This window comes from Nonomuraea maheshkhaliensis, assembly GCF_039529435.1.
Lineage (GTDB): Bacteria > Actinomycetota > Actinomycetes > Streptosporangiales > Streptosporangiaceae > Nonomuraea > Nonomuraea maheshkhaliensis.
Genome location: NZ_BAAAMU010000068.1, coordinates 44,945 through 59,951, shown reverse-complemented (window position 1 = coordinate 59,951; position 15,007 = coordinate 44,945). Strand labels below are relative to the sequence as shown.

General features: G+C 70.7%; 10 protein-coding genes and 1 pseudogene. 6 read left to right on the top strand and 5 right to left on the bottom strand.

What is annotated here, in order from left to right:
* Nucleotides 1-502, bottom strand: a pseudogene (locus tag ABFX54_RS35330) (nitrate reductase subunit alpha); the annotation flags it as partial.
* A 151-nt stretch (nt 503-653) separates the two neighbouring features.
* On the opposite strand from ABFX54_RS35330, the gene ABFX54_RS35325 reads away from it, so the two are divergent.
* Together ABFX54_RS35325 and ABFX54_RS35320 are read left to right on the top strand one after the other, a co-directional pair.
* Nucleotides 654-2,342 carry an ABC transporter ATP-binding protein gene (locus ABFX54_RS35325; protein WP_346111010.1) on the top strand — a complete coding sequence of 563 codons (1,689 nt, stop codon included), beginning with the start codon at nt 654-656 and terminating at the stop codon, nt 2,340-2,342.
* 103 nt (nt 2,343-2,445) lie between these two features.
* A complete protein-coding gene (locus ABFX54_RS35320; protein ID WP_346111009.1) occupies nt 2,446-4,215 on the top strand; it encodes an ABC transporter ATP-binding protein in 1,770 nt (589 codons plus the stop codon).
* A 383-nt stretch (nt 4,216-4,598) separates the two neighbouring features.
* Here the strand turns inward: ABFX54_RS35320 and ABFX54_RS35315 are convergent, their stop codons facing one another.
* The gene (locus ABFX54_RS35315; RefSeq protein WP_346111007.1) at nt 4,599-5,987 is read right to left on the bottom strand and encodes an alpha/beta fold hydrolase; all 1,389 of its coding nucleotides are present in this window, start codon (nt 5,985-5,987) and stop codon (nt 4,599-4,601) included.
* Between the two features lie 758 nt (nt 5,988-6,745).
* Nucleotides 6,746-8,818, bottom strand: a complete 2,073-nt coding sequence (locus tag ABFX54_RS35310) for a S9 family peptidase (RefSeq protein ID WP_346111006.1) — start codon at nt 8,816-8,818, stop codon at nt 6,746-6,748.
* Nucleotides 8,819-8,851: 33 nt separating this feature from the next.
* On the opposite strand from ABFX54_RS35310, the gene mshB reads away from it, so the two are divergent.
* From mshB to ABFX54_RS35295, 3 genes are read left to right on the top strand one after another with little or no spacing between them, the layout of a single operon-like run.
* Nucleotides 8,852-9,757, top strand: coding sequence for an N-acetyl-1-D-myo-inositol-2-amino-2-deoxy-alpha-D-glucopyranoside deacetylase (gene mshB / locus ABFX54_RS35305; RefSeq protein ID WP_346111004.1), 906 nt, complete (start codon nt 8,852-8,854; stop codon nt 9,755-9,757).
* Nucleotides 9,758-9,768: 11 nt separating this feature from the next.
* Nucleotides 9,769-10,185, top strand: coding sequence for a DUF6113 family protein (locus ABFX54_RS35300; protein WP_346111003.1), 417 nt, complete (start codon nt 9,769-9,771; stop codon nt 10,183-10,185).
* A 17-nt stretch (nt 10,186-10,202) separates the two neighbouring features.
* Nucleotides 10,203-10,697, top strand: coding sequence for a flavin reductase family protein (locus tag ABFX54_RS35295; protein WP_346111002.1), 495 nt, complete (start codon nt 10,203-10,205; stop codon nt 10,695-10,697).
* 102 nt (nt 10,698-10,799) lie between these two features.
* Here the strand turns inward: ABFX54_RS35295 and ABFX54_RS35290 are convergent, their stop codons facing one another.
* Nucleotides 10,800-11,900 (bottom strand): hypothetical protein, encoded by a 1,101-nt coding sequence (locus ABFX54_RS35290; RefSeq protein WP_346111001.1) that lies wholly within the window; start codon nt 11,898-11,900, stop codon nt 10,800-10,802.
* Nucleotides 11,901-11,974: 74 nt separating this feature from the next.
* On the opposite strand from ABFX54_RS35290, the gene ABFX54_RS35285 reads away from it, so the two are divergent.
* Complete coding sequence (locus tag ABFX54_RS35285; protein WP_346111000.1) at nt 11,975-12,400, top strand: hypothetical protein; 426 nt, start codon at nt 11,975-11,977, stop codon at nt 12,398-12,400.
* Between the two features lie 105 nt (nt 12,401-12,505).
* On the opposite strand, the gene ABFX54_RS35280 is transcribed toward ABFX54_RS35285, so the two are convergent.
* Nucleotides 12,506-14,992: a penicillin acylase family protein gene (locus tag ABFX54_RS35280; RefSeq protein ID WP_346111013.1), complete on the bottom strand. Its 2,487-nt coding sequence runs from the start codon at nt 14,990-14,992 to the stop codon at nt 12,506-12,508.
* Nucleotides 14,993-15,007 lie beyond the last annotated feature (15 nt).

Here is a 15,007-nt window from a genome sequence, read left to right as displayed (position 1 = left end):
CCTCGTCCCAGCTGACCCGCACCAGACCGCCCTTGCCCCGGGCGGACTGGTAGCGACGCCGTTTCTCCGGATTTGTGGTGATCTCCGCCCAGGCGGCCACCGGGTCGCCCAGGCGTTCCTTCGCCTCCGCGTACATCTCGACCAGCACACCCCTGGCGTACGGGTAGCGGATCCGGGTCGGCGAGTAGGTGTACCAGGAGAAGGCGGCGCCGCGTGGGCAGCCGCGCGGCTCGTACTCGGGGCGGTCGGGGCCGACGCCGGGGTAGTCGGTCTCCTGGGTCTCCCACGTGATGATGCCGTCCTTGACGTACACCTTCCACGAGCACGAACCCGTGCAGTTCACGCCGTGCGTCGAGCGGACCACCTTGTCGTGGCTCCAGCGGTCGCGGTAGAAGGCGTCGCCTTCCGTGCCGCCCTCGAGGAAGAGCGTGTGCAGGTCACGGCTGGTGGCCGAACGGCGCAGGAAGCGGCCCGTCTTCAGCAGGAGATCTTCGGCGCTCACACCCCCACTTCATCACAGAAAGTGACTCTCTGTTACACAGGGTGCATGTCCTGCTTCGTAAAGTTCGGCGTCCGGCGCTCATCGCGGGGTCGTTCCGGCTTGCGAAAATGGTTTGCCGGATGAGGGGACACCTTGTCAATGTGGTCAGGCTATGCGCTCCCTTCCTGAGGCCGATCCCGGCGTGCCCGATCTACGCAGCCCGCTCCGCTACCTGTGGTGGAACGCGCGGCGGCAAATGCCACCCCTGCTCGCGGGCATCGGCTTCGCGACCCTCTGGTGGCTGGTGCAGGCGCTCATGCCGGCCGTGCTCGGGAAGGGCATCGAGGCCGTCACGGCCAAGGACACCAGGGCGCTGCTCCTGTGGGCGTCGATCCTGCTCGGGCTCGGCCTGCTGCAGGCGTTCACCGGGATCATGCGGCACCGGATGGCCGTCTACAACTGGCTCGCCGCCGCCTACCGCACCGTCCAGCTGACCAGCAGACAGGCCGCCAGGCTCGGCGCCACGCTGCCCAAGCGGCTCTCGACCGGCGAGGTCGTCAGCGTCGGCAACTCCGACATCGCCCACATCGGCAGTTCCATGGACATTCTGCTGCGCGGCATCGGCTCGATCGTGGCCGTCATCACCGTCACCGTGATCCTCATCTCCACCTCGCTGCCGTTGGGGCTGCTCGTGCTGTTCGGGGTGCCGCTCATGGCCGTGGCCGTCGGGCCGCTGCTGCGCCCGATGCACAAACGCCAGCGGGTGCAGCGTGAGCTGTCCGGTGAGCTGTCCACCAGGGCCGCCGACATCGTGGCTGGGCTGCGGGTGCTGCGCGGCATCGGCGGGGAGCAGGTGTTCGCCGAGCGCTACCGCGGCGAGTCGCAGCGGGTGCGCCACGCCGGCGTACGTGTCGCCGGGATCGAGTCGGTGCTCGAAGGCGCCCAGATCGTCCTGCCCGGGCTGCTCATCGCGATCGTCACCGGCATCGGCGCCACGTTCGCCGTCGCGGGGGAGATCCCCACCGGGCAACTTGTCGCGTTCTACCTGTATGCGGTGTTTCTCATCGGGCCGATGCGCACGTTCACCGAAATGGCCGACAAGATCACCAAAGGTCATGTCGCGGCCGGGCGGGTGATCCGCATCCTGTCCGTCGAGCCCGAGATGACCGGCGGCACCGGCAGCAGCGAGGGCGGTGTGCTGCGCGACTCCTACAGCGGTGTAACGCTCCAACCCGGCTCGCTCACCGCCGTCGCCGCCTCCAGCCCCGACGACGCCGCCGCCATCGCCGACCGGCTCGGCCGCTACGCCGAGGGCGACGTGACGTTCGGCGCGGTCGAGCTGCGCACCCTGCCCATCGACCAGGTCCGTTCCCGGATCCTGGTCGCCGACAACGGCGCCCGGCTGTTCAACGGCCGGCTCCGCGACGAGCTCGACGTACGCGGCGGGGCCGACGACGACGAGGTACGTTCGGCCCTGCACACCGCCTGCGCCACCGACATCGTCGAGGCCCTGCCCGAAGGGCTCGACGCGGAGGTGGCCGAGGCCGGGCGCGAGTTCTCCGGCGGGCAGCAGCAGCGGCTGCGGCTGGCCAGGGCGCTGCTGTCGGACCCCGAGGTGCTCATCCTGGTCGAGCCGACCAGCGCCGTCGACGCCCACAGTGAAGCCCGCATCGCCGACCGCCTGGCCAAGGCACGGGCCGGCCGCACCACCATGATCTGCACGACCAGCCCCCTGGTCCTCGACCGGGCCGAACACGTCATCTACGTCGAGGACGGGCGCGTGCTGGCGGAGGGCACCCACCGGCAACTCCTCGACACCTCCCCGCAGTACGCGACCACCGTGACCCGCGGGGAGGACTGACCCATGCCCCGCACATTCCCGCCTCCGGCCAAGCGCCGAGCTCGACGTCCCGTGAGACCCTTCCGGTCCGCGCGTGTTAGCCTCCGGCGAAGGGCTGAGATCGATGTCCCGTGAGATCCTTCCGGTCGCCGACCGTAAGCAGGTGCGCGCCTACGCCAGGCGGCTCACCCTGAAATATCCGCGCCGGCTCGGCCTCGCCCTGCTCCTGCACGGCCTGGCCGCCGTCGCGGGGCTGCTGGTGCCGTGGCAGCTGGGCGAGCTGGTGCAGAACCTTCAGTACGGCCATGAGGTGAACGTCGCCGTCGTGGCCGCCGCCATCGGGGCGTTCCTGCTGCTCCAGGGCGTCCTCGTCCGGTACGCGGTGCTGGCCTCGGCCAGGCTGGGCGAGAAGGTGCTGGCCGAGCTGCGCGAGGAGTTCGTGGACCGGGTGCTCGCGCTGCCCCTGTCCACCGTCGAACGGGCCGGGTCCGGCGACCTGATCACCCGTACGTCCCGTGACGTCGACTCGCTCTCCCGCACCGTGCGCCATGCCGTGCCCGAGACGCTGATCGCCATGGTCACGTTCGTGATCACCATCGGCGCGCTGCTGCTGACCAGCCCCCTGCTCATGCTGCCCATGCTCGTCGCCGGCCCGGTGATCGCCGTCTCCACCCGGTGGTACCTGCGGCGGGCGCGCGACGGCTATCTCCGCGAGAACGCCGCCTACGCCGACATCACCGAGGGCCTGGCCGAGACCATCGAGGGCGCCCGCGCCGTGGAGGCCCTCGGCCTGCGCGAGCGGCGGCGGGTCCGCACCGACCGGGACGTCGGGCGGTCGTTCGCGGCCGAACGGTACACGCTGGGGCTGCGCACCCGCTGGTATCCCGCCGTGGAGCTCGGCTATGTCATCCCCGTGGTGGCGGCGCTGCTGGTCGGCGGGCTGTTCTACACCAACTCCTGGGTGACGCTGGCCCAGGTCACCACCGCGACTCTTTATGCCCAGCAACTCGTGGACCCCCTCGACCGGTTCCTCATGTGGATCGACGAACTGCAGGTGGGCGGCGCCTCGATGGCCCGCCTGCTGGGCGTCGCCAACGTGCCCGACGACCGCGTCTCCTCCTCGGCCCGGCCCGCCGGCGAACGGCTTGAGGCCTCCTCCGTCCGGTACGCCTACCGCGCGGGCCGCGACGTGCTGCACGACGTCTCCCTGACCGTCCAGCCCGGCGAGCGGCTGGCCATGGTGGGGCCCTCCGGGGCCGGCAAGTCCACCCTCGGGCGGCTGCTGGCCGGCATCCACGGGCCGCGTACCGGGTCGGTCACGGTGGGCGGGGTGCCGCTCGTCGAGCTGCCCCTGGACGACCTGCGCGGGCACGTCGCCCTGGTCACCCAGGAACACCACGTGTTCAAGGGGACCATGCGCGACAACCTGCTCATCGCCCGCCCCGACGCCACCGACACCGCCGTGCTCAAGGCCCTGGAGGCGGTTGACGCCCTCGACTGGGTGCTCGCGCTGCCGTCCGGCCTGGACACCGAGGTCGGCTCCGGCGGCGCCGCCGTCTCGGCCGCCCAGGCCCAGCAAGTCGCCCTCGCCCGCCTCGTCCTCGCCGACCCCCACACCCTCGTCCTGGACGAGGCGACCTCCCTCATCGACCCGCGGGCGGCCAGAAACCTCGAACGCTCGCTGGCCGCCGTCCTGGACGGCCGCACGGTGATCGCCATCGCCCACCGCCTCTACACGGCCCACGACGCCGACCGGGTGGCGGTGGTGGAGGACGGGCGGATCATCGAGCTGGGGTCGCATGAGGAGTTGGTGGCGGAGGGCGGCTCGTACGCGGCCCTGTGGAGCAGCTGGCACGGCACCCCGGCTTCCACCACGACTGGCTCTCCTTCCTGACATTTCGGCGTGTCACCACCCGACTGGGAGCCTGCGGTGGGTGGGTGGTGGCCCGCCAATTGGTGCATCAGTGGACTCATCGCGCATCGCCAACCTGGGCAGGCCACCGGATCGGCGTCGCGAGTCGGCCGATGGCATGGTCGGTCTCAGGGACGGGGCCGCGGCCGGGCGGGGTCGTGAGGCCGGTCAGGGAGTGGGGCAGGGGCCGGGCAGGGTTGTGGGCGGCGGATATATGGCAGGAGTTGGGCGGGGTTGTGGTCCGGCAGAGGGCATGGCAGCGGTCGCGCGTACTTTCGCGGGAGCAGTACGTCGTGTCGCGTTCGTAGCCCGTGGTGGCCGGGGAGGGCGAGGGCCGGGGAGTGAGGGCGGGTGGGTGTGGTTGGTCAGCATCTGGTTTTGGGGGTGGGGAGGGTGCGGTCGGTGAAGTAGCGGTTGATGTGGTCGCGGGCGCAGGCGTTGAAGCCGTACAGGGTGTGGCCGGGGCCGTCGTGGTGGATGGTGGCGCTGCCGGGGAACTGGGTCAGGACCCGTTCGACCGCGTCGGACTCGCCCCATGCGCCGGCTCCCAGGACGGGCGGGAGGTTCTCGGGGAGGGCGGCGGGTGGGTTGGTGACGGGTACGGGCCAGCCGACGCAGTTGAGGGTGGCGGAGGCGTTGCTGCCGGCGATGCCCGTGTTGGGGGCGATCTTGCGGAGGCGGGCGAAGATGGAGTTCATCTCCTTGCGGTTGGCGACCCGGGGCCAGTCGGTGCATTCGGTGACGCCGGTCGCCTGGTCGGGGTAGCGGGCGCCCCTTGTCGGTACGAAGTCGGAGGCGTCGCCCTTGCTCGCCTTGCGGATCGCCGTGGCCAGCTTGGGCCAGGCCGGGGCGCCCTGTCGGGCGAGGGCCAGGGCGAAGGTCTGCAGGTCGCGGGTCTTGTAGGCGACGTTGGGCGTCGTGGTGGGGATGGGGTTGCGGTCGGCTCTGGCGATCAGGGCGCGCCAGCGCGCCGGGACGTCCTTGCAGTCGTTGGCGGCACACCAGGTGAAGAAGCGCCGCATGAACTGCTCGTTGGTCCTGGCCATCGCCTCAAGCTCGCGCTGCCAGTCGGGGGCGCTGTGGCTCCATGTGCCGTCCAGGACCATCGTGCGGACGCGGCCGGGGAAGAGGCGGGCGTAGTCCTGGCCGTAGAAGCCCGCGTATGAGGCGCCGTAGTAGTTGAGCTTGTCGTCGCCGAGGGCCTTTCTGATCGCGTCCATGTCTCTGGCGTGGTCGGCCGAGCTCATGTTGGCGAACAACTCGGGATCCTTGAGCCGGCAAGCTTCGGCGTAGCCGCGGTTGGTGTCGGACAGGCGGCCGAAGTCGGCGTCGTCCTTCGGCACGTCGGCGATGGGGACGCGGGTCCAGGCGCAGGGCAGGCCCGTGCTGAGGCCCTGGAACTGGTCGATGCCGTAGCCGCGAGTGTCCCATGTGACTATGTCCATGCGTTGGCGCAGCTTGGCCCACCAGTCGGGGGAGGACTGGGTCAGGGCGATGCCGGGGCCGCCCGGGCCGCCGTAGGCCACCAGGACCGAGCCTTCCGAGGTGCCGGTGGCCTTGAGCCGGCCCACCTTGAGGGTGATCTTGCGGCCGTCGGGTTTCCGCCAGTCGGCTGGGACCTGGAGGTCGGCGCAGTCCATGCCGATCTTGTCGTTGGGGCAGGGCTCCCACTTCAGCGCGCCCCCACTCTTGGCCGGGCTATTAACGGTCGGGGTCTTGGTAGCCGGGCTTGTGGCGGCTGAGGTCGTTGGCATGCTCGTCGGGCTGGGCTCTGCCCGTGCGGCTGCTGGTGTGGGTGCCATGCCTGCGTTGAGCAGGGTCAGGGTGAGCGCCAGAGCCAGGGGCGTGATCATGGGAAGCGGGAGGTGGCGCGTACGGGGGGAGGGGTGTGGGTTGGGCATGGCGTTCACGATGCCGGAGGAGACGGTGAGATCGCGTCGGACCGGGGTTTGGTTTATGGGGGAGGGAAGTGCGACCAGGAGTTGTCAGACCGTGGGTTGATGCGAGGACCGCCCAGGTGCTGTGGGGCGGGTTGGCTGTCGGCCGGAGGCGGTGTGGTGGCGCGGGTAACACACTGTCCCGACGTGGTGGGAAAGGGGTGGGCGGGCCGGTCCCGTCAGTGCGCGTGGGGTGGATGGCTCGGCTCGGTGCCGTTGGTGTGCGGTGCCGTGGTGGATGGCCGGCTGCCGCTCGCCGGCGTGCGGCGACGTGGATGGGGTGGCCGACCGTGCAGGGGAGGCGGCTTGGCCTTGTCGAGTTCGGGAACGTTGAGCGGGCGGTGATCTGAGGCGGGGACAGGTGGCCTCCGCCCTGACGGCACAGCGGCGTAGGTCGGTTGGTCTTCGTGGCGGGAAGGCGGTTTTGTCCCATAGGTGTGCGGTTGGGTGGTCAGCCGCGTCAGGGCAGGTGTTTTGTCCGGCCGGGCTGGTGGCATGGGTCGGACGGCCAGGTCTGGTGGAGGTGAGGGGACGGCGGCGCGGGTGGTTGGAAGGGCCCGCGCCGCGTGCGGACGTCAGGCCGCCGGGCCCAGGGAGCGCTTGAGGAACTCCACCTGGAGCAGCAGCAGGTTTTCCGCCACCACCTCCTGCGGTGTCATGTGGGTCACCCCCGACAGCGGCAGCACGCTGTGCTGGCGGCCGGCGGCGAGGAGGGCGGAGGAGAGGCGGAGGGTGTGGGCGGCCACGACGTTGTCGTCGGCGAGGCCGTGGATGAGCAGGAGCGGGCGTTCGAGCTTGGCCGCGTCGGCGAACAGCGAGGAGTTGTCGTACGCCTCCGGATGCTGCTCGGGATGGCCCAGGTAGCGCTCGGTGTAGCACGTGTCGTAGAGCCGCCAGTCGGTCACCGGCGCGCCCGCGACGGCGGCGTGGAAGACGTCGGGACGGCGCAGGACCGCGAGCGCGGCCAGGAAACCGCCGAAGGACCAGCCGCGGATGGCCACCCGGCTCAGGTCGAGGTCGTCGGGATATTGCTCGGCCACGCCCTGCAGCGCGTCGATCTGGTCGTCGAGCGCGGGGCTCGCCAGGTCGCCGCGGACCGCTCGCTCGAAGTCGGTGCCCCGGCCAGGGGTGCCGCGGCCGTCGGCGACGATGACGGCGAAGCCCTGCTCGGCGAACCACTGGCTCTCCAGGAACGCGCCCCGCCGGTTGAGCACCCGCTGCGCGTGCGGCCCGCCGTACGGGTCCATCAGCACCGGCAGCCTGCCGGAGCCCTGCTCGTGCCACGAGGGCAGCACCACGGCGGTGGCCAGCTCGCGGCGGCCGGAACGGCCGAGAGAGACCCGCAGGTCGAGGCCGGGACGCTCGGCGAACGACGGGATCGGCACCGCCATGCCGTCGCGGCGGACGACCGTGGTGGAGACGCCCTCGGCGTCGAGGCTCTGCTCGGTCAGCACGCCGACCCCGCCGGACATCCGCCCGGAGAACACCCCGGAACGGGTCGAGACGGGCAGCAGCGAGTGGCCGTCCCACGTCCAGAGCTGGATCTCGGTCGGGTCGCCGCTCGCGCTGAACAGCACGCTGTCGTGATCGACGTCGAGCACGGCGCGCACCTGCAGCGTCGGGGGCGTGACGGCGCGGTCGCCGACGAACAGCCGGTGGCCGCCCTCGGAGTTGGCCACCCACACGAGCGAGCCGTCGTCGAGGTGGGCGGGGACGCCGCCGACGATGTCGACCCAGGCGGGGTCGGTGTCCTCGCGCACCAGCGTGGACGCGCCCGTCGCCGGATCGACCGTGAACAGCCGCATCGTCCGCTGGTCACGCGTGAGGGTGACGATGGACAGCGCGTGGGAGTCCCAGGCCGCGGTGGTGAGATATTCCTCGTCGTACGGCACCGCCACCCGCGACCCGTCGAGCCCCAGCACGAACAGCCCGGTCACCGCGTTGGGCGTGCCGGCGGCCGGATAGCGCTGGGCCACGGCCGGACGGTCGGGGTTGGCCGGGTCGGCGATGTGCCACACGTGGACGGGGGCCTCGTCGGCCCGCTCGACCAGGAGCGCGTCACTCGAAGGGGCCCACCAGTAGCCCCGCATCCTGTCCATCTCCTCGGCGGCGATGAACTCGGCAAGCCCGTAGGTCACCGTCTCGGTCTCCGGCTCGGCCAGCGCGCGATCGGCGCCGGAGGACAGGTCCTGGACGCGCAGGGCGCCCCCGGTGACGTAGGCGACATGTCGCCCGTCGGGGGACAGGCGGGGGTCGATGACCGAGCCCGGGGTGTCGAGCTCGCGCACCTGCCCGTCGGCCAGCTCCACCACGTAGAGCGCGCCGGACAGGGCGAAGCAGGCCCTGGTCAGGTCGGCGTCGGGGGCGTAGGCCACCACGCCGCCCGCCGACTCGCGGCTGCGCTCGCGCCTGGCCCGCTCCTCCGGCGGCAGGTCCTCGTCGTCCGCGTGGAGGGTGCGCGGGTCGACCACCAGGCGCTCGACGTGGGTGCCGGTGTCGAGCTCCCACATGCAGGTCACCGGATCGGTGCCCGACCTGGTGCGCAGGAACACCACCCGGCCGCCGTCGGGGGAGATCGTGAAGCCTCTGGGCACGCCCAGGGTGAAACGGCGGGTCCTGGCAGACAGGCGCGGGAAGCTCTCGCTCATGGCCTCAATCCTGCCATTGCTACGCTCGTGGGCATGACTGATCGACGGCTGCTGCTCGTGCACGCCCATCCGGACGACGAGTCGATCGGCACCGGCGCGACCATCGCCAAATACGTCGCGGAGGGCGCCCACGTCACGCTCGTGACCTGCACGCTCGGCGAGGAGGGGGAGATCATCCCCCACGGCCTCGCGCAGCTCGCCTCCGACCGCGACGACGCGCTCGGCCCCTACCGGGTCGGCGAGCTCGCCGCCGCCTGCCAGGCGCTCGGCGTCGAGGACCACCGTTTCCTGGGCGAGCCGGGCCGTTACCGCGACTCGGGCATGATGGGCGCGGCCACCAACGACCACCCGAAGGCGTTCTGGAGCGCCGACCTCGACGAGGCGGCGGGTGAGCTGGTCAAGGTCATCCGTGAGGTACGCCCGCAGGTCATCGTCACGTACGACGCCAACGGCTTCTACGGTCACCCCGACCACATCCAGGCCCACCGGGTTTCGCGCAGAGCGTTCGAGCTGGCGGCGAAACCCGGCCTCGGCGAGGGCGAGCCCTGGCAGATCGCGAAGTTCTACCACACGGCCATGGCCAGGTCCGTCATGCGGCGCGGGGCGGAGGCGATGCGCGAGTCCGGGACCGGCTTCCTCCTGGAGGACGTCGACGACATGCCCTTCGGCTGCCAGGACGAGGACGTCACCACCGAGATCGACGCGCGTCCCTGGATCGGCAACAAGATCGAGGCCATGCGGGCGCACGCCACCCAGATCACCGTCGAGCCGCCCTGGTTCGCGCTGTCCAACAACATCGGCCAGGAGCTCCTGGGCGTCGAGCACTACACGCTGGCCATCGGCGTGCCCGGCCCTCCGGTGCCTGGTCCGCCCGTCGAGGCAGGGGGTCTCGGAGAGCCGCACAACCGCGAGAACGATCTCTTCGCGGGCATCCACTAACCTCGTGCGATATGGAACATCGCAGCCAGGCCGAGTCGGCGCTGGGCGGGGCGGCGTACGGGATGCTGTTCGTGCTCGGGGTCGTCATGGCGATCGTGGGAGGGTTCACGCATCCCGTGTGGCAGCCCGGCCTGATCCCGGTGTCGGCGATCGGCTGGGTGCTGGCGTTGTTCGGGGTGTGCGTGGGGGCAGGCCGGCTGATGCGGGCGAAGCTCGGCGCCACGACGGCGGGGCTCGGGTGGCTGCTGGTGACGATGCCGTTCACGCTGGAGCTGAGCGCGGGTGACTTGGTGATCGCGAGCGGCGCTCCGGGCTATGTCTACCTTTACGGGGGATTGGCCGCTCTTGTGGCGGGCTATCTGCTTTCGCCCTCGTCAGGCGGGGGTTCGTGGCTTTTGCGTGGGTACGAGCAGAAGAATTCTATGTAGAGGCATACAGTAGCTAGGTGCATTCCATCGAGCGGCACGTGGACCCGGCAACATACCGTAAGGTCGTCGGCCGTTTCGCCACAGGAGTCGCGATCGTCACGACCAGACTCGGGCACGTCGATCATGCGATGACCGTCAACTCCTTCACCTCCGTCTCGCTCGATCCGCTGCTCGTGCTGTTCTGCGCGGAGAAGGTGGCCCGCTTCCACGACGCGGTGCTGGAGACCGGGACGTGGGGCGTGTCGGTGTTACCGGCCTCCATGGAGGACGCCTCGCGCTTCTTCGCCCACCGGGGGCGGCCGCTGAACGGCCAGCTCACCAGGTGGCCGCATCATCGGGGTGAGTCGGGGGTGGCGCTGTTCGACGGGGCCATCGCCACCGTCGAGTGCGCGACGACGGCGGTGCACGACAGCGGGGACCACTCGATCGTGGTGGGCGAGGTGAGCGCGCTGGACACACCGGCGGACGCCGCGCCGCTCCTGTACCACGAAGGGCGCTACAAGACCATCTGAGGCGAATGTCCGCCGGGTCGGGAGGCGAGGCCGGGCATGGGCCGGGCCAGGCGCTTCGGCCTGGCCCGGTCGTGTGCTCGTGCTACTGGTCGGGACGGTGGTCTACTCGTGGTGCGCGGCCGTCGTGGCGTCGGTCGCGGTCTGGTTGCCGGCCGTGGTGTCGGCCGTGGTGTCGGTCGGGGTGTCGGTCGGGGTGTCGGTCGGGGTGTCGGTCGGGACGCTCGTGTCTGTCGGCGTCGGGGTCGGCGTGGGGGCGGGGGTCTCGCCCGGTGTCGGGGTCTCCGAGGGGTCCTCGGCCGGAGGCTCGGACGGCGGCGGGCAGGTCGGGATCTCAGCCGTCGGGGACGCGCTCGGCGGAGCGGTGTCCGCGGGCGGATCGCTCGGCGTTTCTGACGGCGGCACGGACGGCGGCACGGTCGGCGGATCGGACGGGGGATCGGTCGGCGGATCGCTCACCGTGGGCGTAGGCGTCTCGCTGGGCGTCGGCGTCACGGTGGGGGGAACGCTCGCGGACGGTGAGGTCGTGTCCGGGGGAGGCGCCGTGTCCGTGGGATCGGCAGGCGGCTCGCTGGGCGGATCAGTGGGTTCGACGTACGGCTGACAGGTGAACGTCACCGTCGGCCCGGGCTCCGTGACGGTGACCGTGGGACCCGGTTCGGTCACCGTGACCGTCTCCTTGACGGTGACGGTCGGCAGCGGCGCCATGGCGACGCCGGCCTCGCCTTGCTTCTTGTACGTGCCGCGCCCCAGCCGGGCCCGGGTGTTCCCTTCCCCGCCGAGCACGGTGAGCTCCACGTTCGCGGTCTTGCACGATCTTCTCTTGCACACCCGCTGCTCGACGGCGAAGAAGCCCGCGCCTTCGTAGGTTACCGAGACGTTCAGATAGGAAACGCCCCGCCTCTTGACCACCTTCGTCTCGGCGGTGTATTCCCCGGTCGTGGGGCTCTCCGTGGGAGTGGGGGCCGGGGTCAAGGTCTCGGCCGGGGGTGGCGTCTCGGTAGGCGGCGTCGCACCAGGTGTCTGGGACGGGGGCGTCTCGGTCGGCGGCGACGTGGAGGGCTCGGCGGCTAACGCCAGCCGCGCGTTGGAAGGGGTGTCAGTGAATCGTAGGGAATCGGTCGCTGACGTCTGGGTGATCGCGACTCCGCCGGCTCCTGCCAGTGCAACGGTGCCGAGCAGCGCGCCCAGGATGGAGAATCTCATAATCCTGCTCTTTGGGAGATTTCAGGACGGGGATCATTATTCCGACTTGTCAAGATTGGTCAAGACTCAGACGCATGAACAGGCGCTTCCGGTTCCGGCGGGCGGCGAACTACGTCAACCTCTCCACGCCGCTCGGTCTGCTGATCGCTTTCGTCGGCGGGGCGTCCAGGACGCCCGGTCCCGACGGCCTCATCCTGGCCTTCGGCTACCGCTACAGGTTCCCCGTCGCGGGGGCGTTCACCGTCGGGAACGTGGTCCTGACCAGGCATGACTCGCTGAGTGAGCAGCTCATCCTGCACGAGGGGCGGCACGCCACGCAGTGGGCCTGGTGCGTCGGGCTGCCGATGCTGCCGCTCTACCTGCTGTCCATGCTCGTGTCGGTGATCGTCTGCGGGCACCAGGCGTCGTACAACGTGTTCGAACGGCTGGCCGGGCTGGACGACGGCGGTTACCCGCGCAGGCCGGCGCGATGGCGGCGCGACGCCGGCAGCGCGGGTTGACGGGATCGTGTAAAGAAGGGCGCTCCGATCAGGGCCCGCTCTCCGGCAAGCCGGTCAGGGCCTGCTCCCCGCCGAGAGGACGCCGCCCCGCCCGGAGCAGCACGCTCACGGCGTGAGCCGCAGCGTGTGGACCGCCGCCTTCTTGACCGCCTCGGGCGAGGAGTACATCGGCAGCAGGTCCCCCCTCGCCCACACCTTCGCCTGGTCCCAGTAGTTGTCGTGGAAGGCGTGCCCCGAGGCGCCGGTCAGGTTGATCCAGCGGGACTTGTCCAGGTCCGACAGATCGACGACCATGCGCATCGACGGCACGGCGGTCACCGCGTACCCCTCCTGGACGTTCCACCCCGTGGCGTTGACCGCGTCCTTGCTCCCGGACACCGCCAGCGGCCCCCGGTTGAACAGCGCCTCGACCGGCGCGACGCCCGACGCGCCCAGCGAGCCGTTGACCAGTTCGAGCTGGTGCAGGTCGCCCCAGCGCCACGCCTTGACGTCCGTCCCGAGCCGGTCGGCGAGCTCCTGGTACGCCGACGCCAGCGCCTGGCGCAGGACGTCGTCGCGGCTCTCCTCGAGCTCCTTGGTGCCCACGTCGTCCCAGAACGGGTCGTCAGGGGCCTCCAGGAGCCGCCTGACGACCTCGTACCAGCGGTCGCCTCCCGTGGGCCTGGCCGCCTCGGGCAGGTCGTCGTCGAACGTCAGCGTGAGCAGGTGCCGCCAGACGGCGTTGAAGTAGGCCGCGGCGGCCGAGCCGGACTCCTGCGCGCGGTCCCACGACTTCAGTAACTCCCTCGCCTGTACGGCGGGCCCGGCCAGGTCCACCTTCATCAGGGCGGGCACCAGCGTCTCGGCGAAGCCGTCGGCGGAGTCGCGCTGGATCCGCAGCATCGTCTCGGTGTCGATCGGGCCCTTCTGGAGCGCCTCCCTGAGCAGGGTGCGGATGCGTTCGGAACGGTAGCCGTAGGCCCAGTCCTCGGTCAGCAGCGGCTGGTAGCGGGCGGGGTCGATGACGGCGTTGTTGGCGGTGACGATGTAGCCGTCCTCGGGGTCCTCGACGGTGGGCAGCTGGTCGTACGGGATCGGCGCTGGACGCCACTCGTACTCGCCGGTCCAGCCGGGAACGGGCCAGGTGCCGTCGCCCTTCTCCCGTACGGGGACGCGCCCGGGGGCCTGATATCCGATCTTGCCCGTCGTGTCGGCGTAAATGAGGTTCTGAGAGGGGACGTCGAACAGCGAGGCCGCCGCCTTGAACTCGTTCCAGTCGGTGGCCTTGTTCAGCGCGAAGATCGCGTCGGCCGTGCGGCCCGGCGTCAGCGCGGTCCACTGCAACGCCACCGCGTTGGCCTCGCCGCTGGGCCGCGCGTTGGGCATCACCTCGTTGATCAGCGGGCCGTGCCGGGTGCTCTTGACGGTGATCGTGACGGGCGACCCGCCGGCCACCTTGATCACCTCTCTGCGGGTCTCCAGCTTGACCTGCTCGCCCTGGTACAGGTACGTGTCGCCGGTAACCTGCTCAAGGAACAGGTCGGCCACGTCGGGCCCCAGGTTCGTGAAGCCCCAGGCGATCTTGTCCGTGTGCCCGATGACCACGCCGGGCAGCCCGGCGAAGGTGAACCCGGTCACGTCGTACGGGCACGCCTCGGTGATCGCCCGGCAGTGCAGCCCCGCCTGGTACCAGACCGACGGCATCTGCGCCGACAGGTGCGGGTCGTTGGCCAGGAGCGGCTTGCCGCTGAGGGTGTTGGCGCCGGAGACCACCCACGAGTTCGATCCGACGCCCTCCCGGTCCGCGGTGCTCATGGTGCTCGGTACGTTCCGTAGCGTCCCGGCCGCGTCGGTGAGCGCCCGCCCGGCCCGCACCCGAGGCTCGGCCCGCTGGTCGAAGCGGCTCTGGGCGATGCCGCCCTCGTTGACGATCGGCAGGTGGCGGTCGTAGGGGTAGCCGGGGTAGAGCTGGTCGACGCGCTCCCTGGGCAGCTTGGTCAGGGCGAGCGCGCGGTCGATCTCGTCCTCCATGTTGGAGCGCAGGTCCCACGCCATGGCCTTCAGCCAGGACAGGGAGTCGACCGCGGTCCACTTCTCCGGCGTGCCGCCGCCGCCCTGGAGCTTGAGCACGGAGTATTCGAGGCTGCGGTCGGAGGCGTTGGGGTTGGCGCTGAGCCAGGCGTTGACGCCCGCCGCGTACGCGTCGAGGTAGTCCTTCGTCTCCTGGGCCAGCTCGGGCAGCTCCTGCTCGGCCACCCGGCGCCAGCCCATGGTCCGCAGCGCCTTGTCGTTGGCGAGCGTGGCGGCGCCGAACAGCTCCGACAGGCGCCCGGCGGTCGTGTGACGGCGGAAGTCCATCTCGTAGAAGCGGTCCTGGGCGTGGACGAAGCCCTGGGCCATGAACAGGTCCTTGGCGCTGTCAGCGTAGATATGTGGAATTCCAGATTTATCGCGATAAATCTCCACACTTCCCGTCAAGCCGGGCAGCCGCAGCGACCCGTCCACCTGGGGGAACGACTTCCGCACCGTGTAGACCAGCACGCCCGCCAGCACGAGGACCAGCGCGAGCGCGACGGTCAACGACCGGGCCGCCCACCGCAACGGCCACGGCATCCACGCATAGGGCCT

Coding starts and splice junctions, on each gene's coding strand:
- ABFX54_RS35325 (WP_346111010.1), top strand. CDS start 654: ATGCGCTCCCTTCCTGAGGCCGATCCCGGCGTGCCCGATCTACGCAGC.
- ABFX54_RS35320 (WP_346111009.1), top strand. CDS start 2,446: ATGTCCCGTGAGATCCTTCCGGTCGCCGACCGTAAGCAGGTGCGCGCC.
- ABFX54_RS35315 (WP_346111007.1), bottom strand. CDS start 5,987: ATGCCAACGACCTCAGCCGCCACAAGCCCGGCTACCAAGACCCCGACC.
- ABFX54_RS35310 (WP_346111006.1), bottom strand. CDS start 8,818: ATGAGCGAGAGCTTCCCGCGCCTGTCTGCCAGGACCCGCCGTTTCACC.
- mshB (WP_346111004.1), top strand. CDS start 8,852: ATGACTGATCGACGGCTGCTGCTCGTGCACGCCCATCCGGACGACGAG.
- ABFX54_RS35300 (WP_346111003.1), top strand. CDS start 9,769: ATGGAACATCGCAGCCAGGCCGAGTCGGCGCTGGGCGGGGCGGCGTAC.
- ABFX54_RS35290 (WP_346111001.1), bottom strand. CDS start 11,900: ATGAGATTCTCCATCCTGGGCGCGCTGCTCGGCACCGTTGCACTGGCA.
- ABFX54_RS35285 (WP_346111000.1), top strand. CDS start 11,975: ATGAACAGGCGCTTCCGGTTCCGGCGGGCGGCGAACTACGTCAACCTC.
- ABFX54_RS35280 (WP_346111013.1), bottom strand. CDS start 14,992: ATGCCGTGGCCGTTGCGGTGGGCGGCCCGGTCGTTGACCGTCGCGCTC.